This is a genomic window from Amycolatopsis sp. CA-161197 (assembly GCF_050942255.1).
Lineage (GTDB): Bacteria > Actinomycetota > Actinomycetes > Mycobacteriales > Pseudonocardiaceae > Amycolatopsis.
On record NZ_CP192059.1, the window covers coordinates 8,562,598 to 8,587,836 of the forward strand.

A 25,239-nucleotide genomic window follows, 5' to 3' on the forward strand; every position below is an offset into this window, starting at 1 on the left:
GCGCCGCCCGTCACGCGGCGCAGAGCCGCTCGGTCGTCACGTCCGGCTTCGGCAGGTTCGCCTGCGTGAAGCCGAAGGGCGTGACGATCCTCGTCCACTCCCCGCTGTCGTGCAGCTTCTTCAGCTCCGCGTTGAACGCGTCGAGCAGCGACTTGTCGGCCGTGCGGAAGACGAACCCGCCCGCGGAGATCACCGGCTTGCCGTTCTCGACCGGGTCGAACCCCGGGGTCACCTCGGCGGCCGCGCCGGGGTTCTTCTTCAGCACGTCCTTCAGCGAGATGTCGGTGAGCGCCGCGGCGTAGACGCGGCCGTCGACGACGGCCCGCAGCATGTTGTCCTGGGAGTCCAGGGTCTCGATCTGGCTCTCGGGCACGCCGGCGCTGGTGGCGTAGCCCTTCTCCACCGCGGCGGAGAGCACCGCGACCTTCACCTTCTTGGCCGCGATGTCCTCGAACTTCAGCACCTGCTGCGGGTTGCCCGCCGGTACCAGCAGCGCGGTCAGCGCCGAGTAGTCCGGGATCGAGAACGCGGCCTGGCCGCAGCGTTTCGCCGTGATGTTCATGCCCGCCGCCACCACGTCGTACTGCTTCGCGTTGAGCGCCGGGATCAGCTGGTCGAAGGAGACCGCGCTCGCCTCGACGGTGTCGATCCCCATGTTCCGGAATACGACTCGCGCAACTTCAGGGGCCTCGCCCGTGACTTTTCCGCTTTGATCGGTGAATCCATAGGGGGATTCGTTGGCGATTCCGATTTTGATCTTCTTCGCGGACTGAGCCGCCTGCAACGTGTCACCGGACGACGTCGACGTACATGCCGACAGCACCATCGGACCACCCAGTACAGCTGCTCCCACCAGTACGGATCCCCGGAAAAACTGCCTTCGCGACCATTCGTCGTGCTTCATCACAGCACCTCGTTTCGATCACATTTCCGTGCGTCGAACGTAGGTGTCCACCGGGAACGTGGCACGCCAAGAGCAGCCAATACGCGCCAGCCGTTACCGTAAATTGACCGGTTGGAACAATGCGTGTTCGAAAGCTTTCAGTCCGTGGCCCGTTTGTCCTGGTTCACGGGACGCACGATCGCCACGCCGCGGTCCAGGTCGATCATTCCCAGCGGTGGCGCACCCTGGGCGTCCTGGTCGAGGGTCATCTCCACGGAGTCGCGGTGCTCGAGCTCGTTGCGCTTGGTGCCGTAGAGGAACGAGGTGACCTCGTCGAGGTACGTCGAGGACAGCCTCCGCTTGAGCCGCGACGGCTTGCGGCCCGGCCGCACTTCCCACGCGCCCACGATCACCAGCAGCAGCGTCGCGGCGGGCAAGGCGATCGACATGATGACCTGCACGTCTCACCCAACGCGCGAAGGGCGGGCCGCGTTCCGCGCGATCAGGCCGGCGAGCTGCGCGGCGTCACGGACGGCGACCAGCTCGGGCAGCATCGGGTGCCACGCGGGCCGCGGCCGGTGCTCCTGGTCCTTGACCCAGTCCCACCAGCCGGGGCTGAAGTCGATCGTGCCGAGACCGTCGCCGAGGTCGTGCACCCGCGGCACCCCGAGCGCCGCCAGCGGCACCCAGCGGAACTCCGACCCCGCCCCGCCGTGCGCGACGAACACCAGCCGCCGATCGGTGACGACGTAGGTCGTGACGGCCAACAGCGCGCGGCGCTCCTTCGGCCGCTCGACCGCGAACCCGGCCACGAGCGCGATCACGATGACCCACGGGTAGAAGGCCACGTTCAGCACGTCGAACCAGGCGATCACGAAGCTCCCGCCCACCACGAGGACCGCGAGCACGACCCACCAGTAGAAGTCGCGGAACCGCCGGTGGTACCGCTGCGGGCGGCCGGACCACAACACGGTCTCGCCCTCTTCGATCGGAAACATCGCGCCCTCCCTCTTCCGGAATGAGCACGCTGCCCGGTTCGCCCGGGTTGCCCCGCGCGGCGAACTCACCCGTGGATCGAGGACTGCCCCGCGGTGCGCGAGATGAGCTCGGCGACCTGCTGTGCGTCGCGGATGGCCACCAGTTCCGGATGGATCGGGGCCAGACCCGGGGACCGCCACGGGTGCCGCCGGCGCATCCACCGCGTCACCGACCGGCCGAAGGCGACGGTGCCGACCCCGTCGCCCAGCTCGTGCACCCGCGGCGAGCCGAGCAGGGCGATCGGGACCCAGCGGAAATCGTCGCGGTGCGACCAGTGCAGCACGAGGATCAGCCGCCGGTCGGTCACGATGTACGAGAGCGCGGCGAACCGCTTGGACCGCACCGAGCCGACGTTGGCCGCGAAGCCGATCGCCGGGACGATCGAGAAGTACCAGCTGATCCACAGTTCGTGGTCCGGGTAGAACGCGACCAGCAGGCTCAAGCCCGCCACCAGGACCACGACCGGCACCCACGGCAGGTAGTCGCCCAAGCGCCGGTGCCGACGCTGCGGCCCGCCGGTCCACAACACCGTTTCGCCGTCGTCGATCGGATTCATCGTGGCCTCCCCCAGTCCCCGCACTGAGCACGCTGCCCGGTTCGCCGGGGTTGCCCCGCGCGGCGAAGGGCTGTGACCGAAATCCGCGAGACTCCGCCGAAAGCGCCGATTACCCTGGAACAACGTGACTTGGAGTGGGTACGGCAGTTATCTCGTCATCGTGGTCCTCATCGTCCTGGCGCCGGGGCCGGACACGATGGTGATGCTGAAGAACGCGTTGTCCGGGGGTGCCCGGGGTGGGCTGCTGGCGACGGCCGGGATCTTCGCCGGCAATGCGCTGCAGGGCACGGCCGCGGCGCTCGGGCTCGGGGTGGTCATCGCGCGGTCGCAGCCGGTGTTCGTCACGCTCAAGTGGCTCGGCGCGGCCTACCTGGTGTTCCTCGGGTTCCAGGCGCTGCGCGGCGCGTGGCGCGGTGACTACGCCACCGTCGAGGAAACGCAGCGCAAGCGCACGAGCAGCTTCCGGCGCTGGCGCGAGGGGTTCCTGTCCAACGTGACGAACCCGAAGGTCCTCGTCCTCTACCTGTCGGTGCTGCCGCAGTTCCTCGACCCCGTGCGCACCACCACGTGGGACGCGCTCGTGCTCGCCTACACCGTGGCGGTGCTGGGCGCGGTGTGGCTGCTGGTGCTGCTGTTCTTCGTGCACCGCGTGCGCGCGTGGCTCAAGCAGCGGAAGGTGCGGCGCGCGCTCGACGGCGTGACCGGCACCGCGCTGGTCGGGTTCGGGGCGGCCCTGGCCCTGGAGTCCTGACCCGGGCTAAGTTCGCCGCATGACGTGGGGTGTGTACGGCGGGTTCCTCGCCATGATGGTGGTGCTCGCCGTGGCGCCCGGGCCCGACAGCATGGTGGTCCTCAAGAACGCCCTGTCGGGCGGCGCCCGCGGCGGGGCGTGGGCGTGCGCCGGCATCGCCGTGGCGAACTTCCTGCAGGGCACGCTCGCCGCGCTCGGGCTCGGGGCCGTGATCACCAACTCGCGGCCGATCTTCGAAACCGTGAAGTGGCTCGGTGTCGCCTACCTCTGCTACCTCGGTTTCCAGGCGCTGCGCGGCGCGTGGCGCGGTGACTACCAGTCGCTCGCCGAGGCGAAACGCGCCCGCCAGAGCGCGTTCCGCCGCTGGCGCGAAGGATTCCTCTCCAACGTGACCAACCCCAAGGTCCTGGTCCTCTACCTGTCGGTGCTGCCGCAGTTCCTCACGCCCGGCGTCACGACCACCGGCGACGCCCTCCTGCTCGCCTACACCGTCGCCGCCGTGGGCGCGGTCTGGCAGGTCCTGCTGCTCCTGCTCGTGCACCGCGTACGCGGCTGGCTCGAACGCCGCCGTGTGCGCCGCACCCTCGACGGCGTGACCGGCACGGTCCTCATCGGCTTCGGCGTGGGGCTGGCGCTGGAGGCCTAAAGGGTCTCGTCCAGCCAGTCGTAGACGCGGGCCGTCGCGAGCCGCTGCGCGCCGACGTGGCAGTGGGCGTCCGCGCCTTCCTCGGCGGTGAACGAGAGCAACGTCTTGGGGCCGGTGAGCCGTTCGTAGAGGCGGCGGGGTTCGGACTGGGTTTCGCCGTGTCCGTTGAAGACCAGGTCGTCGGTGGCCTCGCAGACGAGTGTCGGGCACTGGATGCGTTCGGCGACGCCGCCGTCGAGCGTGTAGGTGAGGTACTTCGCGAGGAACTCACGGTTGGTCGCCGCGCCCATCACGTACCGGCCGTGGTCGGTGGCCCAGCGCAGCGTGGGGCTCGCGGCGCGGCCGGCGGCCAGCAGCCGGTCGAGCTCCTCGTCCTCCGGCGCGTTGGCCCGGCGTTCGATCTCCGCGCGGTCCCACGGCAGGAACGCCGTCACCGCCGAGCCGGCGTCGAACACCCCGTCCACGGCGACGACGGCCTTGATCCGCGAGTCGAACGCCGCCGCGCGGGGCGCGAGCATGCCGCCGAGGCTGAGGCCGAGCAGCGCGACCTTGTCCGGGTCGACCCCCGGGTCGGCCAGCGCGAAGTCGAGCACCGGGCCCACCACGTGCTCCCAGTCGGGCCGGAAGACGAGCCCGTCGCGGTGGATCGCACTCGGCTGGCCGGGGCCGTCGAACGCCAGCACGTGGTAGCCGCGCTCCTGGCCGCCGGCGCCGCCGAAGAAGTGCACCTCCTCCGCGCTGCCGTCGAAACCGTTGTGCGCCAAGAGAATCGGGCGACGGCCGGTGCCGGGCGCGCGGTAGAAGTAGCCACGCAGCACGTGCCCCTCGTACGGGACCTCGACGCGTTCGACGCCCGCGAACCCTTCGATGGCGCGGTGGAAGCACTCGACGCTGCGGTCGTAGGCGTACGCGATGCGCGGGTCGGCGGGGTTGCCGTGCAAGAAGAACTCCGCCGAGCGGTAGTAGGTGGACGCGCGCAGGTACGCGTCACGGGCGCTGATCGGGTGCGCCTTTTCCGCCTCAGCCGCCAGACGCTCGGCCGCGGCGAGCCACTCGTCGTGCCAGCTGTCGTAGTCGCCGGGCTTGATGCGCGAAGCGGTGGCGACGACCTCGCCGAAGTCCGAGCCGCCGTAGCTCGCGTGGCCGAACACACGGAGCGTCTCGAACCAGAACTGGGGGTCGTCCTCGAACAGCAGCTGCTTCATCGGGCCCTCCTCACTTCAGGACGATACGGTACCGTCCCGTCGTGAAGTTACACGGGACGGTACCGTCTCGTCCACCCGCTAGGATGCGGACCATGACAACTCGCCGTACGCCCACTGGGGCGGCTGTGCTGCAGCCCGACGTCACGCAGGCGATCACGGAAGCGGTGCTCGACGAGCTCGCGGAGGTGGGTTACGGCCGGCTGTCGATGGAGGCCGTGGCCAAGCGCGCGGGCGTGGGCAAGAGCGCGCTGTACCGCCGCTGGCGCTCGAAGCAAGAGATGATCTCGGCGGTGGTTTCGGAGTTCAGCGTGAGCCGGGCGCCGACCCCGGACACGGGATCTCTGCGCGGTGACCTGCGCGAATCGATGCAGGCGGTGTACGACTGGCTCACGCACCCGAGGTTCGCGCGGATCCTGCCGGACCTCATCGCCGAGGGCGCCCGCGACCCCGAACCGGCCGACGACCTGCGCACTCGCATCGGCGGCCCGCGCCGCGACGCCGCGCGGCCGCTGTTCGAGCGGGCGATCAAGCGCGGTGAGCTCCCGGCCGACATCGACGTCGAGCTGGCCATGGACCTGCTCGCGGCGCCGATCTACTGGCGCCTGGTGGTGCGCCGCGAGCCCCCGGGCCCGGATTTCCTGGACCGGGTCGTCGAGCACGTGCTCCGTGCGATCGACGCCCGGCCCGTGAACTGACTGACCGGTGAGCTGACTAGGCGCGCTCAGGCTCCCCCGTCACGCGCTCGATGCGCGCGCCGAGGCGGTTGAGGTTCTCGACGAAGTGCGGGTAACCGCGGTCGATGTGGAAGACGTCCCAGACCTCGGTGACGCCCTCAGCGCACAGACCGGCGAGCACGAGCCCGGCGCCGGCGCGGATGTCGGAGGCCCAGACCGGCGCGCTGGAGAGCTGCTCGACCCCGCGGACCACGGCGTGGTGGCCGTCGGTGCGGGCGTCGCCGGAAAGCCGGATCATCTCTTCGATGAAGCGGAACCGGGCCTCGTAGACGTTCTCCGTGATCATCGACGTGCCCTCGGACACGGCCGACAGCGCGACCGCGAACGGCTGCAGGTCCGTGGCGAAACCGGGGTACGGCAGCGTCACCCAGTCGACCGCCTTCGGCCGCTCGGGCTGCACGACGCGGAAGCCCTTCTCGTCGAACGTGGTCACGTCCGCGCCGGCGAGCCGCAGCTTGTCCAGCACCAGGTCGAGGTGGTGCGGGTTGACGCCGCGCACGGTCAGGTCGCCCCGCGTCATCGCCGCGGCGAACGCCCAGGTGGCACCGACGATCCGGTCGCCGATCACGCGGTGCTCGGTCGGGCGCAGCTGCTCCACCCCGTGCACGGTCAGCGTCGACGTGCCGGCGCCCTCGATCTTCGCGCCCATCTCGGTGAGCATCGTGCAGATGTCGGCGATCTCCGGCTCGCGCGCCGCGTTGTCGATCACCGTCGTGCCCTCGGCCAGCACCGCGGCCATCAGGATGTTCTCGGTGGCGCCGACGCTCGGGAAGTCGAGCCAGATCTGGGCGCCGACGAGGGATTCCGCGTTCGCGACCACGCAGCCGTGCTCGATGGTGCTGGTGGCGCCCAGCTTGCGCAGGCCGTTCTGGTGCATGTCCAGCGGCCGCGAGCCGATCGCGTCACCGCCGGGCAGCGCGACGACGGCCTTCTTGAGCCGCCCGACCAGCGGTCCCAGCACGCAGACGGACGCGCGCAGCTTGCCCATCGCCGCCGAGTCCGCGCGGTGCGACAGCTCGGCCGGCGTGGTGATGCGCGCTGTGTCGCCGTTGATCTCCACCTCGCAGCCGACGCTGCGCAGGACGTCGCCCATCAGGGGCACGTCGAGGATCTGCGGGCAGTTCGTGATGGTGGTGGTGCCCTCGGCCAGCAGGGCCGCGGCCATCAGCTTCAGCACGCTGTTCTTGGCTCCGACCACGTCGACCTCGCCGACCAGCCGTGCCCCGCCGTGCACGTCGAAGTGCTCGCTCATGGCCGCCAATCATGCCCTCTCGCCCAGTTTCGGCACACGCGGGGCCGGTAGAGTCGGGCCCATGGTCGTTCGCATCAACCGCGTCTACACGAAGGTCGGCGACAGCGGCACCACAGCGCTGGGCGACGGCTCGCGGATCCCCAAAACCTCGCCCCGCCTGGGCGCCTACGCCGACACTGACGAGGCCAACTCCGTCATCGGGCTGGCCATCGCGATGGGTTCCCTGAGCGACGAAATCGCCACGGTGCTGCGGCGCGTGCAGAACGACCTGTTCGACGTCGGCGCGGACCTGTGCCTGCCGATCCAGGAAAATCCCCCGTACGAGCCACTGCGCATCACCGAGGCCTACCTCGAGCGCGTGGAGGGCTGGTGCGACGAGTTCAACGAGCGGCTGCCGAAGCTCACGTCGTTCATCCTGCCGGGCGGGACGCCGGGCGCGGCCTACCTGCACCAGGCGCGCACGGTCACGCGGCGCGCGGAGCGGTCGGCGTGGGCGCTCGTCGAGGCTGAGCCGGACACCACGAACCCGATCGCCGTGAAGTACCTCAACCGGCTGTCCGACCTGCTGTTCATCCTCGGCCGGCTCGCCAACCCGGACGGCGACGTGCTGTGGAAGCCGGGCGGCTGATCAGGACGCGTGCGGCAGCATTCGTCCCGGCGGAGCCGACTCCAGCCAGGACAGGAACCCGGTGAGCGCGCCGGGCCCCATCGCGATCTCGATCGCCTCCTGCGTGGGCGACTCACACCGCAGGACCGTGGATCCCTCGGGCACCGCGTACGCCTCTGTGCCGGACGGGTCCCGCCGGTCGGCGATCTGCATGCTCTCGCGCTGGAACACGCGGTCCGGGCCGCTGCGCAGGCTCCAGACGCGGTACCAGACGAACTCGTCACCCTCGTAGCGCCCGAGCCCGAGGTGCCAGCTGGCACGCGGGTTGTCCGGACGCCACCGCAGCGCGACGCTCACGCCACCGCCGCGGCGCATCCGGATCCACCGCTGGCCGTACCAGGCCGCCAGCACGGCGAGCACGATCAGGAGCCCCAGCACCACGATGGCGATCTTCACGGCCCGGCTCCTGCTCGTCGCTCGATCAGACTGACTGACCGGCCGCGCGGAGCTGGGCTGTTGCCCTCGTGCGCTCCGCCTCGTCGTCCGCCGTCAGCGCCGCCTTGGCCGCGTCGACGTCGATCTCGTCGGAAAGCTCGGCGCTCTCGGCGAGCACGCTCACCCCGGTGGCCGTGACCGACAGGAAACCACCGTGCACCGCGGCGGTGAGGATCTCGCCATCGGTCGTGTTCACCTTGACCACACCACCCTCGACGAGCTGGCCCAGCACCGGCTCGTGGCCGGGCATGATGCCGATCTCGCCCTCGGTGGTCTGCGCCACCACGAAGGTGGCGGTACCCGACCAGAGCCGGCGCTCCACGGCCACCAGCTCCACGGACATCTCAGCCACGTAGCACTCCTTCGCTCGGGGTGTCACCACCGAGTGTAATAGGTCCGGCTTCGGTTACGAGAACGGCGGGGGCGGGTGTCCACAGTGGACCCAGCCCCCGCCGCGCTCAGGAGATCACTTCTTGGTGATTTCCTTGTACTTCTTCTCGAGGTCCTCGAGGCCACCGATACCCAGGAACGCCTGCTCCGGGTAGTGGTCGAAGTCGCCCTTCGAGATGCGGTCGAACGACTCGATCGTCTCCGACAGCGGCACGGTCGAGCCCGGGATCTGCGTGAACGCCTCGGCGACCAGCATGTTCTGCGACAGGAACCGCTCGATGCGGCGCGCGCGCTGAACGGTGAGCTTGTCCTCTTCCGAGAGCTCGTCCATACCGAGGATCGCGATGATGTCCTGCAGTTCCTTGTACTTCTGTAGGATCCGGATGACCTCGGAGGCGACGCGGTAGTGGTCCTCGCCGACGATGGCCGGGTCGAGGATCGTCGACGTCGACGCCAGCGGGTCCACCGCCGGGAAGATGCCCTTCTGGAACACCGACCGCGAAAGCTCGGTGGTGGCGTCCAGGTGGGCGAACGTCGTCGCCGGGGCCGGGTCGGTGTAGTCGTCCGCGGGGACGTAGATCGCCTGCATCGAGGTGATCGAGCGACCACGCGTCGAGGTGATCCGCTCCTGCAGCTGACCCATCTCGTCGGCCAGCGTCGGCTGGTAACCCACGGCCGAAGGCATGCGGCCCAGCAGGGTCGACACCTCGGAACCGGCCTGGGTGAACCGGAAGATGTTGTCGATGAACAGCAGCACGTCCTGGTTCTGCACGTCGCGGAAGTACTCCGCCATCGTCAGCGCGGACAGGGCGACGCGCATACGCGTGCCCGGCGGCTCGTCCATCTGGCCGAAGACGAGGGCGGTGTCGTTGATGACGCCGTCCTCGGACATCTCCAGGAAGAGGTCGTTGCCCTCACGGGTGCGCTCGCCGACACCGGCGAACACCGAGGTACCACCGAAGTTCCGGGCGACGCGGGTGATCATCTCCTTGATGAGCACCGTCTTGCCCACGCCGGCACCGCCGAACAGGCCGATCTTGCCACCCTGCACGTACGGGGTCAGCAGGTCGACGACCTTGAGGCCGGTCTCCAGCATCTCCGTCTTGCCCTCGAGCTGGTCGAAGGGCGGCGGGTTGCGGTGGATGCCCCAGCGCTCGAGGTCCTCGCCGTAGCCGGGCTCGTCGAGGCACTCGCCGAGGGCGTTGTAGACGTGACCCTTGACCTTGTCGCCCACCGGCACCGTGATGGGACCACCGGTGTTGGTGACCTCGGCACCGCGGACGAGACCGTCCTGCGGCTGCAGCGAAATCGTGCGGACGAGGTTGTCACCGAGGTGGCTGGCGACCTCGAGGGTCACGGTCTTGCGCAGCTGCTCGAACTCGATGTCGACCTTGAGCGCGTTGAACTGGTCGGGGACGGAACCGCGCGGGAACTCGACGTCGACGACCGGCCCGGTCACCGAGACGATGCGCCCCTTGGCGCGCGGGGCTTCAGTACTGGTCATCAGTCATCACTTCCTGCTGCGGTGAGCGCGTTCGCGCCACCGACGATTTCGGAGATCTCCTGGGTGATCTGCGCCTGGCGGGCCTGGTTCGCCTCCCGCGTCAGCGTGTTCACCAGGTCGTTCGCATTGTCCGACGCGGCCTTCATCGCGGTGCGGCGGGCTGCCAGTTCGGACGCGGCCGACTCCAGCAGCGCCGAGTACAGGCGCGTGTTGATGTACTTCGGCAGCAACGCGCCCAGCAGCTTGTCGGCGCTCGGCTCGAACTCGTAGCTGGGGAGCAGCTCGCCGGCGGGCTTCTGCTCCTCACCCTCGGTGTACTCGACCTCGAGCGGGGCGACCCGCTTGGCGATCGGGCGCTGCGTCAGCATCGAGACGAACTCGGTGTAGACGACGTGGATCTCGTCGACCCCGGCGAGCGCGCCCGGCGCACCCGCTTCGGTGCCGGCGAGGAACGACTCCACCAGCGTCTCCGCCGCCGCGACCGCGTCGGTGTACGCCGGCTGGTCGGAGAAGCCCGTCCAGCTGTCGACGACCTCGCGGCCCCGGAACCGGTAGTAGTTCAGGCCCTTGTTGCCGGTGACGTAGACCTCGGGCTCCTTGCCCTCCTCACGGAGCAGGGCGAGGAGTTCCTCGGTCGCCTTCAGCACGTTGGTGTTGTACCCACCGCACTGGCCCTTGTCGCTGGTGACGACGAGGACCGCGGCCCGCTTCGGGTTGGGGCGCTCGACCAGGAGCGGGTGGTCGAGGTTCGCCGCCGCACCGGCCAGCGCCGAGAGCACCTTGGTGATCTCGTCCGCGTACGGCCGGGAAGCGGCGACCTTCGCGCGCGCCTTCGTGATGCGCGCGGTGGCGATGAGCTCCATCGCCTTCGTGATCTTGCCGATCGACTTGGTCGCCTTGATGCGCGACCGAAGTTCCCGGAGTTGTGCGGCCATGAGCTATCAGCTCACTTCTTCGGGGCGGGCTTGTTGACCTTGACGGTCTCCTGCCCGACCTTGTCGGCGTCCATCGCGTCGGCGTTCGACTCCAGGGGCTTGCCCTCGGAGGTGGTGAACTCCTTCTTGAACTCGTTCACCGCGGCCACGAGCGCGTCACGCGTGTCGTCCTCGAACTTGCCGCTGTCGCGGATCGCACCGAGGACCTCGGTGTGCTTGCGGCGGGCCGAGTCCAGGAACTCCTGGTTGAAGCGGCGCACGTCCTCGGTCGGGACCGAGTCGTAGTGGCCGTTGGTGCCCAGCCACACGGTGCAGACCTGCTCCTCGACCGGGATCGGCGAGTACTGCGGCTGCTTGAGCACCTCGTACAGGCGCGCACCACGCTCGAGCTGCGCCTTCGAGGCGTCGTCGAGGTCCGAGGCGAAGGCGGCGAACGCCTCCAGCTCGCGGTACTGCGACAGGTCGATGCGGAGCGAGCCGGAGACCGACTTCATCGCCTTGACCTGCGCGGCACCACCCACGCGGGACACCGAGATACCCACGTCGATGGCCGGGCGCTGACCGGCGTTGAACAGGTCCGACTGGAAGAAGCACTGACCGTCGGTGATCGAGATGACGTTCGTCGGGATGTAGGCCGACACGTCGTTGGCCTTCGTCTCGATGATCGGCAGGCCGGTCAGCGAGCCGGCACCCAGCTCGTCCGACAGCTTGGCGCACCGCTCGAGGAGACGGGAGTGCAAGTAGAAGACGTCGCCGGGGAACGCCTCGCGGCCCGGCGGGCGGCGCAGCAGCAGCGAGATCGCGCGGTAGGCGTCGGCCTGCTTGGTCAGGTCGTCGAACACGATCAGGACGTGCTTGCCCTCGTACATCCAGTGCTGGCCGATGGCCGAGCCGGTGTAGGGGGCGATCCACTTGAAGCCGGCCGAGTCGGAAGCCGGAGCGGCGACGATGGTCGTGTACTCCATCGCGCCCGCGTCCTCGAGCGACTTCTTGACCGACGCGATCGTGGAGCCCTTCTGGCCGATCGCGACGTAGATGCAGCGGACCTGCTGCTTCGGGTCGCCGGTCTCCCAGTTGGCCTTCTGGTTGATGATCGTGTCCACGGCGACGGCGGTCTTGCCCGTCTTGCGGTCACCGATGATCAGCTGGCGCTGGCCGCGGCCGATCGGCGTCATCGCGTCGATGGCGGTGATGCCGGTCTGCAGCGGCTCGGACACCGGCTGGCGCTCGACCACCGAGGCGGCCTTGAGCTCCAGCGGACGCCGGGTCGTGGTCTCGATCTCGCCGAGCCCGTCGATGGGCGCGCCCAGCGGGTCGACGACCCGGCCGAGGTAGCCGTCGCCGACCGGCACGGACAGGACCTGGCCGGTCCGCTTGACCTGCTGGCCCTCTTCGATCGTCTCGAAGTCGCCGAGGATGGCCGCACCGATCGAACGGGCGTCCAGGTTCAGCGCCACACCGAGGACGCCGCCCGGGAACTCGAGGAGCTCGTTGGCCATGGCCGAGGGGAGGCCCTCGACGTGGGCGATACCGTCACCGGCGTCGGCGACCACGCCGACCTCTTCCCGGTTCACATCCGGGGCGTAACTCGAGACGTAGTTCTCGATCGCACTGCGGATCTCGTCCGAGGAGATCGTCAGCTCCGCCATTTCGTTCCCGCTCTCGCTTCTGTTCTGTCCAGTGTGCAAAGTCTGTGGTGCGGGCGCACCCGTCAGGCGCGGCTCAGCCTGCGGCGGACCGCCGCCAGCTGGCCGGCCGTGCTGCCGTCGATGACCTCGTCGCCGACGCGGACGACGAGCCCGCCGCCCAGCCGGGGGTCCACCTCGACGTGCAGCGCGAGGGTCCGCCCGTAGATGCCGTCGAGCTTCGACCCGAGCTGGGTCCGCTGCTCTTCGGTGAGAGCGTTGGCGCTGGTCACGTACGCGACCGAGCGCTCACGCCGTTCCGCGGCCAGCGCGACCAGCTTGTCGAGCCCGTTGCCGACCCCGCGCCCCTTGGCGCGGCGCACGACCTGCTCGACCAGGGTCTCGGTGACCACGTCGACCTTGTCCGCGAACAGCCCGCGGACCAGGGTCCGCTTGGCGTCGGCGGGAGCGGCCAGGTCGGACAGCGCGGCCTCGAGCTCCGAGGAGCCCGAGACGATCCGCGCGACCTGGAACAGCTGGGACTCGACGGTCTCGACGTTCCCGGTCTTCTCGGCGGAGGTGAGCAGCGCCGAGCGGCCGAGGGACTCGATCCCGTCCACCAGCTCGCGAGGGCTTGACCAGCGGCTGCCCGCCACGGCGTCGAGCACCTTCAGGGCCGGCTCGCTCAGCTTCCCGTCGAACAGCCGGCGGACGAGGCCCTGGCGGCTCTCCGGGCTGGCCGAAGCGTCGCTGACCGCCCGGCGCAGGCCGATTTCGCGGTCAAGGAGGTCGACGACCGAGAGCAGCTCGTCCCCGACCGTCGCGGGGTCGGTACCCGCGTCGGCCAGAACCTCGCCGAGACGGGTCTCGGCGAGGTCGAGCGCTTCACGGCTCGCAGCATGCAGCGTCATCTCTGGTCTACTTCCCCGCTCCGTTGGTGGCGGTCTCCAGTTCCGACAGGAACCGGTCGACGGTGCCGCGGCGGCGCACCTCGTCCTCGAGCGACTCGCCGACGATGCGGCTCGCCAGCTCCACCGCGTTGCGGCCCATGTCGGCCCGCAGCTCGGCGATGATCTGCGCCTTCTGGGCCTGCAGCTGGGCCTGCCCCTGCGCGACGATCCGCTGGGACTCCGACTCGGCCTCGGCCCGCAGCTCCGCCTTGATCTGCTCGGCTTCGAGCCGCGCGTCGTCGCGGATCTTCGCGGCCTCGGACCGGGCCTCGGCCAGCTGCGCCTTGTACTCGGCCAGCGCTTCTTCGGCTTCGGCCTGGGCCTTCTCGGCCTTCTCGATGCCGCCTTCGATCTTCTGCGCCCGCTCCTCGTACGCAGTCTCGAAACGCGGGACGACGTACTTCTTGAGGATGAACAGCAGGATCAGGAAGGCGACGAGGCCGAGGATCAGCTCCGGGATGTCCGGGAGAATCGGGCTCTGCCCTTCGGCAGCCAGCACCGTTTCAGTCATCAGCACAACGTCTCCTTTGGATGAGAGAGGAGCGGTTCACTCAGGAGGCGATGAAGAAGATGACGATACCGATCAGCGCGAGGACCTCGGTGAGCACGAAGGTCGAGAAGCCGATGCCCTGCAGCTTGCCCTGGGCCTCCGGCTGACGCGCGGTGCCGTTGATGACCGCGGCGAAGATCAGGCCGATGCCGATACCCGGGCCGATCGCGCCCAGGCCGTAGCCGATGGCGGCCAGACCGGGGTTGATGTTGGTCGCGGCGTCGGCGGCCTGGGCGAGAACGATGTTGGCGCTCACTTGCGTTTCCCTTCACTTCGGTCCGCGCACTCGCGCGGATCGGGGGCTTGTGTGTTTCTCAGTGCTCCGACGCCAGCGCGGCGCCGATGTACCCGGCTGACAGCAGGGCGAAGATGTAGGCCTGCAGCACCTGGATGAAGGCCTCGAGGAAAGTCATCAGGATGGCGAGGACCCAGCCGAGGATCGACACCGGCTTGAGGGCCCAGCCCGAAGTCTCCGTGAGCAGGAAGGTGCCGCCCAGGGTGAACACGATGATGATCAAGTGGCCGGCGAACATCGCGGCGAAAACACGGATGGCCAGCGTGATCGGCGTGATGAAGAACTTCTGCGCGAACTCGATGAGGCTGTAGAGGGGCATCACGAACTTCGGGATGCCCGCCGGTGCCAGCTGGTTCTTCAGGTAACCGCCCAGGCCGTACTTCTTGATGCCCACGTAGTGGTACACCGGGTAGACCACGAGAAGTGACAGAGCCAGCGGAAAGCCGATCCGCGCCATGGTCGGGAACTGGAAGAACGGAATGATCCCGAAGAGGTTGTTCACCAAGATGAAGGTGAACAGTCCGAGAACCAACGGGATGAAGGGCTTGAACTCTTTCGAGCCGATCTGCTGCCGCGTGATGTTGTTGCGGCTGAAGTCGTAGAGGGACTCGGCGATGAACTGGCCCTTGGTGGGCACGATCTTCAGCTTGCGCGAAGCCACCAAGAAGTATGCGGCGACGATCACCAAAGCGATGATCACCAGTAGCTTCGGCTTGTTCAAGCCCCACTCGCCAGACCCCAAAAACGGCGGCAGCTCGAAGGCATCAGTACCAGGGGGCGTGAAAGTCGCACCCTCGGTCAGTACCAGCGCGATCACTGCGCTCCTCCCGGTTCTCCCGGCCGGCGTTCACTCCGCCGGGGGAATCGTCACGATCTGGACTTAACGTACCCGATACGCACGAGCACGCCGGAGGCGGCCAGCCCCACCGCGCAGTGAATGATTCTCATGCCCTGCACAGAGGTTGGCTCGCAAGAGCACTGCCCTGCAATCCACTTCGGACCAGCGGGCTGAGGAGGCGGAACCACCGGTCGCCACACTGCTGGTCGCGGTTCGTTTGAGGGAGTGCGCGGGCGAAGCCGCCACCCTTGACGCGGACCCTACCAGCAGGTCAATCGGTGCCGTACACGCGTACTTCATACCAACCGATCAGCTCAGGACTTAGGTCCCGAGTCCATCCAGGACCCAAGTCCGGGACGCGTGCGACCGGTTCCGCAACACCACAGGTGAGCGCCTCGGCAACGTGCGCCACCCACTCGAAAGTCGGCTGGTGTGTTTCAGGTCACACACGGATGCCGCAGCGCACTCTCACTGTCGGTAGCCGAGCGTGCCGGATTCGCGTCAGGACGGGATGATCGTCGGGATGTTCGTCTTGCGGAAGGCCACGAACTCGGCCGCGGCGGACACCATGATCGCCACTATCATCGTGATGCCGAGCGACAACGGGTGCAGCTCGGTCACGCCCTTGAGCAGCTTGAGCGCGAGGAACAGGACCACGACCTTGATCACGTATCCACCGAGCGCGATCACCATGACGAACATCGGGTCCTGGCCCGCGCTGAAGCGCATGAGACCGAGCGTCGACAGTGCCGCCAGGATCGCGAGCACCGCGCCGACCAGCGACCCGAGGAAGCCGTGCAGCCCGAAGACGATGCTGAACACCACAATGCACACGATCACCGCCGGCGGCGTGACCAGCAGCGAAGCCTTCGTCATCGCGCGAGCAGCCTGCAGCACCACCTTGGCGTGCGGGTTCTCCGTCGCGTCGGTCGAGGTTTCGGTTTCGCTCACAGCTGGGCTCCCTACTCGGTTCGGCATCGAGTGTAGAGACCCTGGTGAGTGGACTCTTGAGGCCCCGGTAGGCGACTTAGCCGCACACGCAGCCGCCCCGGGTTCACAGAGGCGCGAAACCCGGGGCGGCGGAATTCACTTCGCAGACCGCGCTATCAGCAGCAGAATCGAAGCGCGACAATTCGCTCGACCACTACCGCCGCACGTTGATCGGGAGCGGCTCACGCAGCCCACGTGTGACCCGGATTGGTGCACGTCTGCCCATTCCAGTCCATGCTGTACGTCGTGGTGATGCCGACCTTGACGGTCTGACCTGGGCCGACACACGCAATGGTGTTGCCGACGAGCACGAATCGGGCCAGAACCTGAATGGACTGACCGTCGTTAGTGCAGTGGTGGTAGTACCGGCTCCAGTCCGCCGAGGTCGCTCCACAGCCGTGCCCATCCGAGGACACGTAACCGATCCACCCGTTCATCGGACTGGCCGGACCCGCCGGCTCCGACGTGGCGGCGGAGCTGACGCCGGGAACAGCCGTCATCATCGCGCCGGCAGCAAGCAGACCCAGCGCAGCCTTGGACATCGTCTTCATTTCGATTTCCCCTCCCCATTCGACAACCGAAATGAGGCGAAAAGAGCAGAACCAAAACACGCCGAAGGCGCCAATAAACGCCTGCGGACTCCCCAGTCCCCCTCTAACCCCTCACATCGAAGGTTAGCCGCCGAAAGTGATCATGGTCAACACTTCGCGGGCTTTCACCCGATCGAGGAGTCATTCCTGAAAAGCGAAGCCAATTCGCGAAATTCAGCCCGCGGAACGGTGCCGCGCCCTCAACCGGGGCACCAGGGACACCAGTACGGCCACCACGAGACCCGCCCCGATGACCCAGAACACGGCCGTGTCGTCGAACAACGTCACCGACACGGCGCCGAAGGCCAGGATGCCGGCCCACAAGTAGATGAGCAGGACGGCGCGGCGCTGGGAGTGGCCGATCTCGAGCAGGCGGTGGTGGAGGTGCATCTTGTCGGCCGCGAAGGGGCTTTCGCCGCGGCGGGTGCGGCGGATGACGGCCATCACGAGGTCCAGGACGGGCACGAAGAGCACCGCCACGACCACGACCAACGGCGACAGCAGGGCGAGCGCGTCGGAAGCCGAGAAGCGCGTATAGCTGACGCGGCCGCTCGCGGACGTGGTCGCGCCGGCGAGCATGAGGCCGATCATCATGGAGCCGGAGTCGCCCATGAAGATCTTGGCAGGTTGGAAGTTGTACGGCAGGAAGCCCAGACACGCGCCGGCCAGCGTCGCGGCGATCAGGGCGGGTGGGTAGGTGCCGAAGTCGCCGCCGGTGCTGTCGAGCAGGCCGAGGGAGAAGGCGCAGGTGGCCGTCGCGGCGATGAAGCCGAGGCCGCCGGCGAGGCCGTCGAGGCCGTCGACGAAGTTCATCGCGTTGACCATCACCACGACCATCACGACGGTCAGCAGCGCGCCCTGGTTCTTGTCCAGCACGAGAACCGAGCCGAACGAGTCGCCGGTGCCGCCCCACGGCACCCAGAACGACACCCACTGCACGCCGAACAGCACGAGGATCCCGGCGCACATCACCTGGCCGGCGAGCTTCGTCCACGCGTCGAGCTCGAACCGGTCGTCCAGTGCGCCGATGAGGGAGATGACGCCGGCCGCAAGCAGCACGCCGACGGAGTCGAGCGAGGCGTCGAACCCGTGGCTCAGCGCGGGCAGCTGGTGCGCCAGGCCCATCGCCGCGGCCACGCCCAGGTAGATGCCGACACCGCCCATGCGCGGAATCGGTGTCACGTGGACGTCGCGGGCGCGCGGGTTGGCGATCGCGCCGATGCGGATCGCGACGCGGCGGACGACGCCGGTGAGCAGATAGGTCACCGCCGTCGCGGTCAGCGCGACGAGGAGGTACTCCCGGATGGGGAGAAGTCCTTGCACAGGGGGCATGACCGCGTCACGCCTGCCGGGGGGTCCGAGTCACCGCGTCACGCTACCGCGACCGGGTGTCACGCCGTTCAACGGAGCCTCCCGTCCGCGGGGCCACTGTGGACCGCTCAGGCGAGCGACTCGACGGGCACGCCCATGACCTCGGCGATCGCCGCGCGCGTGACCGCGCCTTCGCGCAGCACCACCGGATTCTCACCCGTGAGGTCCACGATCGACGACGCCACAGCCTCGCCGCTCGAACCGCCGTCGAGGTACACCGACACCGAGTCGCCCAGCTGGTCCTGCGCCTCGGCCGCGGTGGACGCCGGCGGGCGGCCGGAGACGTTGGCGCTCGACACCGCCATCGGGCCGACGTCGCGCAGCAGCTCCAGCGCCACGGGGTGCAGCGGCATCCGCAGCATCACCGTGCCGCGCGACTGCCCGAGGTCCCACTGCAGGCTCGGCGCGTGCGGGAGCACGATCGACAGGTCGCCCGGCCAGAACGCCTCCACGAGCGCCCGTGCCTGCGGCGGCAGGCCGAGCACCAGACCGTCCACTGTGGACCACGAACCGACGAGCACGCCCACGGGCATGTCCGGGCCGCGGTTCTTCGCACGCAGCAACGCCTGCACGGCGCCCGCGTCGAAGGCGTCGGCACCGATGCCGTAGACGGTGTCGGTCGGCAGGACCACCAGCCGGCTCGACCTCACCGCCGACGCCGCGGCGGCCAGCCCTTCGGCCCGGGATTCGCGCTTGCTGCAGTCGTACACCGCACTCATGCCGCGAAGCCTAGCCCTCGTCCCCGGCACCCGAATGCGGTGGTCAGGTGCCGGGGACGCGGGGTCAGAACCCGATGGCCGTGCAGGTGGTGGTGCTCGTCTTCGCGGGATCGCTCACCGACGTGGCCGTGAGCTTGACCCGCGCCGTGTACGGCGCGCCAGGTGCCCGTTTCGCGTAGGCGGCGATCTGGGCGGTCTGCCCGAACTTCGCCGTCGCCAGCTCGTTGGGCAGCCGGACCTCCCAGCCCTTCGCGTCGGTACTCGCGCTCAGCCGGTAGGTGTCGCTGTCGTACGGCGCCTTCGCCCCGCGCGCGGAGCCGGTGTTGAGCAACCGGAAGTCGCACGTGGCGAGCCCGCCCTCGGTGAAGCCGGGCAGCGCCGGCCACAGGTGCGCACCGCGCGCCTGCGGGCCCGAACCGTCGAGCGAGACGACGGTGACCGTGTACGACAGCACACCGCGGCGGTCCCGTGCGAGGTCGGTGACCAGGAAGTGCAGCCGGTTGGCCTCGTCGGTGTACTCGTACGCGCCCGAGGCGCCCGTGCCGGCCTTGAACGCCGCGTCGTTGAGCTGCCGGTAGTCGCCGACGGTGATCTTCACCGGCGTGCCGTCCGGCTTCACGTAGTCGGTGAGACCGATGTCCTGCGGGTTCGCGTCGACGACCCACTCGAACGGCGCCGCGTCGCGGTTCTTCGTCTTGGTCAGCAGCACGCCGGAGTCGGGCAGGAACGAGTCCGCGCCCATCCGGTCGACGACCTCGAGCGTGTAGTTGTCGTAGCCGCCGCCGTCGCACAGCGGGTCGGTGTTGCGGTCGCACTTGGGCGACTTGTCGCCGCCCGGCAGCGCGATGTTCAGCCCCGTGTACGCACCCGGTTCCGGAGCTGACTCCCGCGCGGTGATCCGAGCCGTGACAGGGCCGGTCTCGGCGAGCTGGTCGCGGTCGAGTTGCAGCACGTCGGCCGGGTCGACGATGCCGAGCTTGACCTTGTTGCGCAGCATGTGGTGCGCGCCCATCGAGCCGCCGTCGGTCGCCGGGATCTGCCAGCGCGTGTGCGGGCCGCCAGGGCCGTTGAAGCTGCCGCGCGACAGCATTTCCCACGGGCCGCTGTAGTCACGCTGGCGCGGCACGCTGAACGGGTTGTTGTAGTTGTCGCCGATGCCCAGGATGTGGCTGAACTCGTGGGCGTAGGTGCCCTGACCGGACGATTCGGCCTGCGTGGACGAACCGCTCTGCGCGTTGGGCCAGATGCTCGACGCCGAGGCCCACGACGTCCACGGGACGTAGCGCGTGTCGGCCCAGTTGGGCAGGGTCTCGTCGCCGGGCGGGCCGAACTCGTCCGGCACCGCGTCCTGGGTGCCGAACTTCATCTCGCCGAACTCCTGCCACGTCGAGCTCTCGTCCTGGCCCGCGGAGAGGAAGAAGACGAAGTCGAACTGGTCGGCCAGCGCACCGACGTCGGCCTTCCACGCGGCGCGCGCGTCGGTTCGCAGGTCGCGGTCGCACGTCGAGCCCTGCGGGCACGCGTTGTCCTGGAACTCCATGCCGTACTCGAAGGACTTGCCCGGCATGCGGTAGGGCCCGAACGCGGTGAGGTCCACACCGAACCGGCCGCCGGAGTCCTCCATCCAGTACTCGTTGATGGTGTGGCCGTGGTTGAGGGTTTCCGGCTTGTTGAGGAAGTCCTGGTAGTACTGCGCCACGTCCTCGCGGGCGAGGTTGCCGGCCGACGGGCCGGGGTTGCCGAACACGGTCGAGTGCGGCGGCTTCGTGACCACGAAGTCCTCGTCCGGGTAGTCCGCGAGCACGACGGCGCCCTTGAACGTGCGCTCGGTGGGTTCGAGCGACGGGTCGGCCCAGTTCGTACCGGGGACCTTGCGGTAGTCGTTCCACGTCATGGCCGCTTGGTCGACCCAGTGCGCCGAGTCGAGCGGCGCGGGCCAGCCGCGGGTGAACGTGTCGGCGTTCGCCGTGCCGGCGGTCAGCCCGGGCAGCAACGCGACGGCCGCGACCACCGCGGCCACCTTGGAGACGCGCCTCGTCGTGCGCCGGGCAGGGATCCAGGAGGGTCTCATCCACACTCCCCTTCACGATCGGGCCGCCCCGGGGCGGGCGGGCCCGAAGATCGACGGTATTCAGTCGACCGCGAATCGTTAGGGTTGCGAACGAAATCCGCCCCATTGCCTCACGACGAAAGTCGGACAGAGGTGCCGTACCGGCCGAACGTGTCGTTCGAACGGCAGACGGGGACGAGCCGGGCGTGGTCCGGCCGGTTCAGCCTGGGGCCTCCACTGCGTCGACCCGGCGGCGGAGCAGGCAGAACTCGTTGCCCTCCGGGTCGGCCAGCACGTGCCACGACTCCTCGCCCGTCTGGCCGACGTCGGCGAAACGGGCGCCCGCGGCGAGCAACCGCTCGAGTTCCGCGTCCTGGTCGCGGTCGGTCGGGTTGACGTCGAGGTGCAGCGGCAGTTTCCCGTGCTTCGGCTCATCGGTGCGACTGAACACGAGCGTCGGCTGCGGGCCCCCAAAGCCGCCGGGCGGGCCGATCTCCAGATCGCCGTCGTCCTCCCAGCCGAGTTCGACGTAGCCGAGGACCTCGCACCAGAAGTCCCCCAGGCGCTGGGGGTCGGCGCAGTCGATGACGAGTTCGGTGATCCGGCAGGCCATGCGCGAGAGACTACGGCGAACCGCGCCGGTTCCGCCCGGTTTCAGCCCAGACGGCGGGCGGTGACGTAGCGGGCCCGGCCCGTGAAGTCGGGGTGGTCCTCGACCGCGGTGAGCACGCGGCGCGCCCGCACGAGCGCCGGGACGGCCGACCCGTGGGTGTCGTCGTGCTCGATGGCCAGGCCGCCGCCGGGACGCAGCAGGCGGGCGCCGGCCGCGATGGCGTGGCGGATCACCGCGAGGCCGCTCTCCTCGGCGAACACCGCGCGCGCCGGGTCGTGCTCGGCGACCTCCGGGGGCACGGGCGTGCCCTCGGGGACGTAGGGCGGGTTGCAGACCACCAGGTCGACGAGGCCGTCGAGCTCGGCGAACATCGTCGGGTCGGCGATGTCGCCCGAGTAGAGGCGCACGGGGGTGTCGCCGGCGTCGGAGTGCACGTCGGCGTTGTGCCGGGCCCACGCGAGCGCCTGCGGGTCGACGTCCACGGCGTACACGACGGCGTCCGGCCGCTCGTGCGCCAGCGCCAGGGCCAGCGCGGCGGACCCCGTGCACAGGTCGACCACCACGGGGAACTCGCGCCCGTGGAGGAACTTCAGGCCCCAGTCCAGCAGCAGCTCGGTCTCCGGCCGCGGCACGAACACGCCGGGGCCCACGTTCACCGTGATGTTGCCCAGCGCGGCCCACCCGGTGAGGTACTGCAGCGGGATCCGCTTGGCGCGCTGCGCCACCAGCTGCCCGATCGCCTCGATCACCGGCGGGTCGACCAGCGGCACCATCGGCAAGCGCCCGCGATCGACCCCGAGCACGTGCGCGGCGATCAGGTCCGCGTCCGTCCGCGGTGACTCCACGCCCGCCTCGGTGAGGATCCGGGTGGCCTCCATGATGGCCAGGCGCAGCGGCTGCCGATTCACTAGTCGTCCTTCACGTCGTCGAGCCTGGTGTCCAGGGTATCGAGAGTGCGGCCGCCGGGGGCCGCGCCGGGCCGAACCGAACGGTGGGCCCCCATCGGGCGGCCGGGGCGGAGCCCCGAACCGTCACGGAACGACACAACCTACACTCAGCCGGTGCGTTCCAGGGAACTCCGCTTCGGTCTCGCAGTCTTCCTCGCGTCACTGGCCCTCCTGCTGGTCCGTTTCCTGGTCCCTCGGCCGATCGGCATGGCGGACAACGGCGACGGCTGGCGCTTGCTCTGCAAGCTCGGCGGCAAGCAGCTCGACCGCCCCTCCGAAGGCTTCGTCCGGTTCAGCTACGGCACCGGCGTGCCGTGCACGAGCGACTACGTCTCCAGCCAGACCTGGCTCGACTGGCTCGCGAACAAGATCGGCCACGTGCTCGGCACGGACGCGATCCTCAACCTGCTGGTGCTCGGCGTGGTCACGTGCGTGCTCGTCGCCGTCGCCATCACCGCCACGGTGCTCGGGCTCGACCTCGGCCGCCGCGGCCGGATCGTCGCCACGGTGCTCCTGCTGCTCGTGATGGGCGACTCGGCGTTCTTCGGCTACTTCGCCTCCAGCCTCAGCGAAGGCGCCGCGTTCCTCGGCATGCTGCTGATCGCCGGCGGGCTGCTGCTCATGCATCGGCAGCGCAACTGGCGCTACGCGGGCGCGGTGATCACCGTCCTCGGTGGACTAATCGGCATCAACGCGAAGTCGCAGACGCTGCTGCTCATCCCCGTCTTCGTGCTCGCGGTACTGCTCGTGAAGCCCAAGGACGCGCGCGGCAAGGCTCGCTGGGCGCTGCCGCTCGCGGTGCTCGTGCTCGTGGGCGGCGGGACGCTCGCCGTGCAGTCGCACGGCGACCCGGCCAACGCGGAATACCGCGAGGCCAACATGTACAACGCCATCTTCGACTCCATTGTGGACGGCAAGCACGACACGAACGCCGACCTGGCGGCGCTCGGGCTGCCGCAGTCGTTCGCGAAGTACATCGGCACCGGGTGGTGGAGCCCCGGCGCCGCGTGGACCGACCCGCTCTACCCGCAGTACCGCGACAAGATCAGCCGCCGCAACGTGCTCGCGTACTACGAGTCGCACCCCGTGCGCGTCGCGCAGATCCTGCAGCAAGGCGGCGTGAACACGCTCACCGCGCGTCCGGACAACCTCGGCAGCTTCGGTGAGCTCTCCGGACAGCCGCGGCTGTCGAAGGAGTACCGCGTGCCGGTGTTCTCCGGGCTCGCCGCGCTGGCCGCGCCCGCGGGGCTGTTCGTGCTGATTCCCCTGTGGCTGCTGATGATCTGGGCGGCGGTGCGCGCTTTCCGGCGCGGGCGGCGCGAGTACGGCCTCGTGGTGCTGATGCTGACGTTCTTCGCCGTCGGGCAGCTCGGGCTGTCCGCGCTCGGTGAAGGCGTGGAAGGTGTGAAGCACCAGCTGCTCACGCTGTTCCCGACCGTGCTGGCGCTCGCGTTCGCGATCCTCAGCCTGCTGCCGCGCGCCGAAGAGCCGCCGAAGCCGCAGATGGAGCGCGAAGACGACGAACCGCTGACCGAGGAGATCGCGGCCGTCGTCTGAGGCGGCCGGCCGGGCTCAGCCGGACTGCGCGGCCAGGCGCTCCTCGCGGTCGGCAGTCGCCAGGGCGTCCAGGACGCCGTCGAGGTCGCCGTCGAGGACCTGGTCGAGGTTGTAGGCCTTGTAGTTCACCCGGTGGTCCGAGATGCGGTTCTCGGGGAAGTTGTACGTGCGCACGCGCTCGGAACGGTCCACGGTGCGGACCTGCGAGCGACGGGCGTCCGAGGCCTTCGCGGCGGCCTCTTCCTCGGCAATGGCCTGCAGGCGGGCCTGCAGCACCTGCAGCGCGCGGGCGCGGTTCTGGATCTGGGACTTCTCGTTCTGGCACGAGACGACGATGCCGGTCGGCAGGTGCGTGATGCGCACGGCCGAGTCGGTGGTGTTCACGCTCTGGCCGCCGGGGCCCGACGAGCGGAAGACGTCGATGCGCAGGTCGTTCGGGTCGATCTCGACCTCGACCTCTTCGGGCTCGGGGTAGATCAGCACGCCGGCGGCGGACGTGTGGATGCGGCCCTGCGACTCGGTCGCCGGCACGCGCTGCACGCGGTGCACACCGCCCTCGAACTTCAGGCGCGACCAGACGCCGTCCACGTCGGCCGTCTTGCTCTTGATCGACAGCGTGACGTCCTTGAAGCCGCCCAGGTCGGAGTCGGTGGAGTCGAGGACCTCGGCCTTCCAGCCGTGGCGCTCGGCGTAGCGCAGGTACATGCGCAGCAGGTCGCCCGCGAACAGGGCGGACTCCTCGCCGCCTTCGCCGGACTTGACCTCCATGACCACGTCGGAGCCGTCGTACGGGTCGCGCGGCAGCAGCAGCTCCGTGAGGCGGGACTCGAGGTCGGGGATCTTCGCGGCCAGCTCGTCGGCCTCCTCCGCGAACGCCGCGTCCTCGGCCGCCAGCTCCCTGGCCGCGGCGAGGTCGTCGCGCGTCTGGTCGAGCTCCCGCACTGCGCGCACGACGGGGCTCAGCTCCGCGTAGCGGCGGCCCAGCTTGCGGGCCTTGGCCTGGTCGGCGTGCACGGCCGGGTCCGCCAGCTGCTCTTCCAGCTGGGCGTGCTCCGCGAGCAACCCCTTGAGCGAAGTCGAATCCACTTCCGCGCCTTCTTCCCGGCCTAGTACCACCAACGACAGAATTTCACCGACGGACAGCAAAC

The 25,239-nt window shown here is 69.2% G+C and carries 28 protein-coding genes; 5 read left to right on the plus strand and 23 right to left on the minus strand.

What is annotated here, in order from left to right; translation table 11 throughout:
• Nucleotides 1–10 precede the first annotated feature (10 nt).
• The 4 genes from ehuB to ACQPXB_RS40465 form a co-directional block, all read right to left on the minus strand.
• A complete protein-coding gene (gene ehuB, locus ACQPXB_RS40450) occupies nucleotides 11–904 on the minus strand; it encodes an ectoine/hydroxyectoine ABC transporter substrate-binding protein EhuB (RefSeq protein ID WP_366587582.1) in 894 nt (297 codons plus the stop codon).
• Nucleotides 905–1,041: 137 nt separating this feature from the next.
• Complete coding sequence (locus tag ACQPXB_RS40455) at nucleotides 1,042–1,332, minus strand: DUF6191 domain-containing protein (RefSeq protein ID WP_354883461.1); 291 nt, start codon at nucleotides 1,330–1,332, stop codon at nucleotides 1,042–1,044.
• 15 nt (nucleotides 1,333–1,347) lie between these two features.
• On the minus strand, nucleotides 1,348–1,881 hold the full coding sequence (locus ACQPXB_RS40460; RefSeq protein ID WP_432847058.1) for a hypothetical protein: 534 nt from the start codon (nucleotides 1,879–1,881) through the stop codon (nucleotides 1,348–1,350).
• Between the two features lie 65 nt (nucleotides 1,882–1,946).
• Nucleotides 1,947–2,477 (minus strand): hypothetical protein, encoded by a 531-nt coding sequence (locus ACQPXB_RS40465; RefSeq protein WP_432847060.1) that lies wholly within the window; start codon nucleotides 2,475–2,477, stop codon nucleotides 1,947–1,949.
• 124 nt (nucleotides 2,478–2,601) lie between these two features.
• Between ACQPXB_RS40465 and ACQPXB_RS40470 the strand changes: the two genes are divergently transcribed.
• Both ACQPXB_RS40470 and ACQPXB_RS40475 read left to right on the plus strand, forming a co-directional pair.
• Complete coding sequence (locus tag ACQPXB_RS40470) at nucleotides 2,602–3,228, plus strand: LysE family translocator (RefSeq protein ID WP_432847061.1); 627 nt, start codon at nucleotides 2,602–2,604, stop codon at nucleotides 3,226–3,228.
• A gap of 19 nt (nucleotides 3,229–3,247) precedes the next feature.
• On the plus strand, nucleotides 3,248–3,874 hold the full coding sequence (locus tag ACQPXB_RS40475; RefSeq protein WP_220243804.1) for a LysE family translocator: 627 nt from the start codon (nucleotides 3,248–3,250) through the stop codon (nucleotides 3,872–3,874).
• On the opposite strand, the gene ACQPXB_RS40480 is transcribed toward ACQPXB_RS40475, so the two are convergent.
• On the minus strand, nucleotides 3,871–5,079 hold the full coding sequence (locus ACQPXB_RS40480) for an alpha/beta hydrolase family protein (RefSeq protein ID WP_432847063.1): 1,209 nt from the start codon (nucleotides 5,077–5,079) through the stop codon (nucleotides 3,871–3,873). The two genes, ACQPXB_RS40475 and ACQPXB_RS40480, sit on opposite strands and share 4 nt — an antisense overlap.
• A 92-nt stretch (nucleotides 5,080–5,171) precedes the next feature.
• Here ACQPXB_RS40480 and ACQPXB_RS40485 point away from each other — a divergent pair, with 92 nt between their 5' ends.
• On the plus strand, nucleotides 5,172–5,774 hold the full coding sequence (locus ACQPXB_RS40485) for a TetR/AcrR family transcriptional regulator (protein ID WP_432847065.1): 603 nt from the start codon (nucleotides 5,172–5,174) through the stop codon (nucleotides 5,772–5,774).
• Between the two features lie 16 nt (nucleotides 5,775–5,790).
• On the opposite strand, the gene murA is transcribed toward ACQPXB_RS40485, so the two are convergent.
• Nucleotides 5,791–7,065 carry a UDP-N-acetylglucosamine 1-carboxyvinyltransferase gene (gene murA / locus ACQPXB_RS40490; RefSeq protein ID WP_366587569.1) on the minus strand — a complete coding sequence of 425 codons (1,275 nt, stop codon included), beginning with the start codon at nucleotides 7,063–7,065 and terminating at the stop codon, nucleotides 5,791–5,793.
• Between the two features lie 61 nt (nucleotides 7,066–7,126).
• Between murA and ACQPXB_RS40495 the strand changes: the two genes are divergently transcribed.
• Nucleotides 7,127–7,693 (plus strand): cob(I)yrinic acid a,c-diamide adenosyltransferase, encoded by a 567-nt coding sequence (locus tag ACQPXB_RS40495; protein WP_360594672.1) that lies wholly within the window; start codon nucleotides 7,127–7,129, stop codon nucleotides 7,691–7,693.
• Here ACQPXB_RS40495 and ACQPXB_RS40500 read toward each other — a convergent pair whose 3' ends face one another.
• From ACQPXB_RS40500 to prmC, 16 genes are all read right to left on the minus strand, one after another.
• Nucleotides 7,694–8,128: a DUF2550 domain-containing protein gene (locus tag ACQPXB_RS40500; protein ID WP_220243810.1), complete on the minus strand. Its 435-nt coding sequence runs from the start codon at nucleotides 8,126–8,128 to the stop codon at nucleotides 7,694–7,696.
• 25 nt (nucleotides 8,129–8,153) lie between these two features.
• The gene (locus tag ACQPXB_RS40505) at nucleotides 8,154–8,519 is read right to left on the minus strand and encodes a F0F1 ATP synthase subunit epsilon (RefSeq protein WP_366587566.1); all 366 of its coding nucleotides are present in this window, start codon (nucleotides 8,517–8,519) and stop codon (nucleotides 8,154–8,156) included.
• A gap of 114 nt (nucleotides 8,520–8,633) precedes the next feature.
• Nucleotides 8,634–10,061 (minus strand): F0F1 ATP synthase subunit beta, encoded by a 1,428-nt coding sequence (atpD, locus tag ACQPXB_RS40510; RefSeq protein WP_360594667.1) that lies wholly within the window; start codon nucleotides 10,059–10,061, stop codon nucleotides 8,634–8,636.
• Nucleotides 10,061–10,996: a F0F1 ATP synthase subunit gamma gene (locus tag ACQPXB_RS40515; protein WP_366587564.1), complete on the minus strand. Its 936-nt coding sequence runs from the start codon at nucleotides 10,994–10,996 to the stop codon at nucleotides 10,061–10,063. The genes atpD and ACQPXB_RS40515 overlap by 1 nt, the downstream gene beginning before the upstream one ends.
• 11 nt (nucleotides 10,997–11,007) lie before the next feature.
• The gene (atpA, locus tag ACQPXB_RS40520; protein WP_366587561.1) at nucleotides 11,008–12,645 is read right to left on the minus strand and encodes a F0F1 ATP synthase subunit alpha; all 1,638 of its coding nucleotides are present in this window, start codon (nucleotides 12,643–12,645) and stop codon (nucleotides 11,008–11,010) included.
• Between the two features lie 62 nt (nucleotides 12,646–12,707).
• On the minus strand, nucleotides 12,708–13,532 hold the full coding sequence (locus ACQPXB_RS40525; RefSeq protein WP_432847069.1) for a F0F1 ATP synthase subunit delta: 825 nt from the start codon (nucleotides 13,530–13,532) through the stop codon (nucleotides 12,708–12,710).
• Between the two features lie 7 nt (nucleotides 13,533–13,539).
• Complete coding sequence (locus ACQPXB_RS40530) at nucleotides 13,540–14,088, minus strand: F0F1 ATP synthase subunit B (protein ID WP_432847071.1); 549 nt, start codon at nucleotides 14,086–14,088, stop codon at nucleotides 13,540–13,542.
• A gap of 34 nt (nucleotides 14,089–14,122) precedes the next feature.
• Nucleotides 14,123–14,377: an ATP F0F1 synthase subunit C gene (locus tag ACQPXB_RS40535; RefSeq protein ID WP_304504310.1), complete on the minus strand. Its 255-nt coding sequence runs from the start codon at nucleotides 14,375–14,377 to the stop codon at nucleotides 14,123–14,125.
• Between the two features lie 58 nt (nucleotides 14,378–14,435).
• Complete coding sequence (atpB, locus tag ACQPXB_RS40540; RefSeq protein WP_432847073.1) at nucleotides 14,436–15,233, minus strand: F0F1 ATP synthase subunit A; 798 nt, start codon at nucleotides 15,231–15,233, stop codon at nucleotides 14,436–14,438.
• Between the two features lie 522 nt (nucleotides 15,234–15,755).
• On the minus strand, nucleotides 15,756–16,232 hold the full coding sequence (locus ACQPXB_RS40545) for a hypothetical protein (protein WP_432847075.1): 477 nt from the start codon (nucleotides 16,230–16,232) through the stop codon (nucleotides 15,756–15,758).
• A gap of 194 nt (nucleotides 16,233–16,426) precedes the next feature.
• Entirely contained in the window at nucleotides 16,427–16,795 is a 369-nt protein-coding gene (locus ACQPXB_RS40550; protein ID WP_432847076.1) for a hypothetical protein, read from the minus strand.
• Between the two features lie 213 nt (nucleotides 16,796–17,008).
• Nucleotides 17,009–18,166, minus strand: coding sequence for a glycosyltransferase family 4 protein (locus ACQPXB_RS40555; protein ID WP_364056465.1), 1,158 nt, complete (start codon nucleotides 18,164–18,166; stop codon nucleotides 17,009–17,011).
• A gap of 107 nt (nucleotides 18,167–18,273) precedes the next feature.
• Nucleotides 18,274–18,924 (minus strand): L-threonylcarbamoyladenylate synthase, encoded by a 651-nt coding sequence (locus ACQPXB_RS40560; protein ID WP_366587546.1) that lies wholly within the window; start codon nucleotides 18,922–18,924, stop codon nucleotides 18,274–18,276.
• 64 nt (nucleotides 18,925–18,988) lie between these two features.
• Complete coding sequence (locus ACQPXB_RS40565; RefSeq protein WP_432847079.1) at nucleotides 18,989–20,995, minus strand: M6 family metalloprotease domain-containing protein; 2,007 nt, start codon at nucleotides 20,993–20,995, stop codon at nucleotides 18,989–18,991.
• A gap of 199 nt (nucleotides 20,996–21,194) precedes the next feature.
• Nucleotides 21,195–21,587 carry a VOC family protein gene (locus ACQPXB_RS40570; protein ID WP_432847080.1) on the minus strand — a complete coding sequence of 131 codons (393 nt, stop codon included), beginning with the start codon at nucleotides 21,585–21,587 and terminating at the stop codon, nucleotides 21,195–21,197.
• Nucleotides 21,588–21,628: 41 nt separating this feature from the next.
• Nucleotides 21,629–22,495: a peptide chain release factor N(5)-glutamine methyltransferase gene (prmC, locus tag ACQPXB_RS40575; protein ID WP_366587538.1), complete on the minus strand. Its 867-nt coding sequence runs from the start codon at nucleotides 22,493–22,495 to the stop codon at nucleotides 21,629–21,631.
• A gap of 153 nt (nucleotides 22,496–22,648) precedes the next feature.
• Between prmC and ACQPXB_RS40580 the strand changes: the two genes are divergently transcribed.
• Nucleotides 22,649–24,091: a hypothetical protein gene (locus ACQPXB_RS40580; protein ID WP_432847082.1), complete on the plus strand. Its 1,443-nt coding sequence runs from the start codon at nucleotides 22,649–22,651 to the stop codon at nucleotides 24,089–24,091.
• A 15-nt stretch (nucleotides 24,092–24,106) separates the two neighbouring features.
• Here ACQPXB_RS40580 and prfA read toward each other — a convergent pair whose 3' ends face one another.
• Nucleotides 24,107–25,177, minus strand: coding sequence for a peptide chain release factor 1 (prfA, locus tag ACQPXB_RS40585; protein ID WP_366587533.1), 1,071 nt, complete (start codon nucleotides 25,175–25,177; stop codon nucleotides 24,107–24,109).
• Nucleotides 25,178–25,239 lie beyond the last annotated feature (62 nt).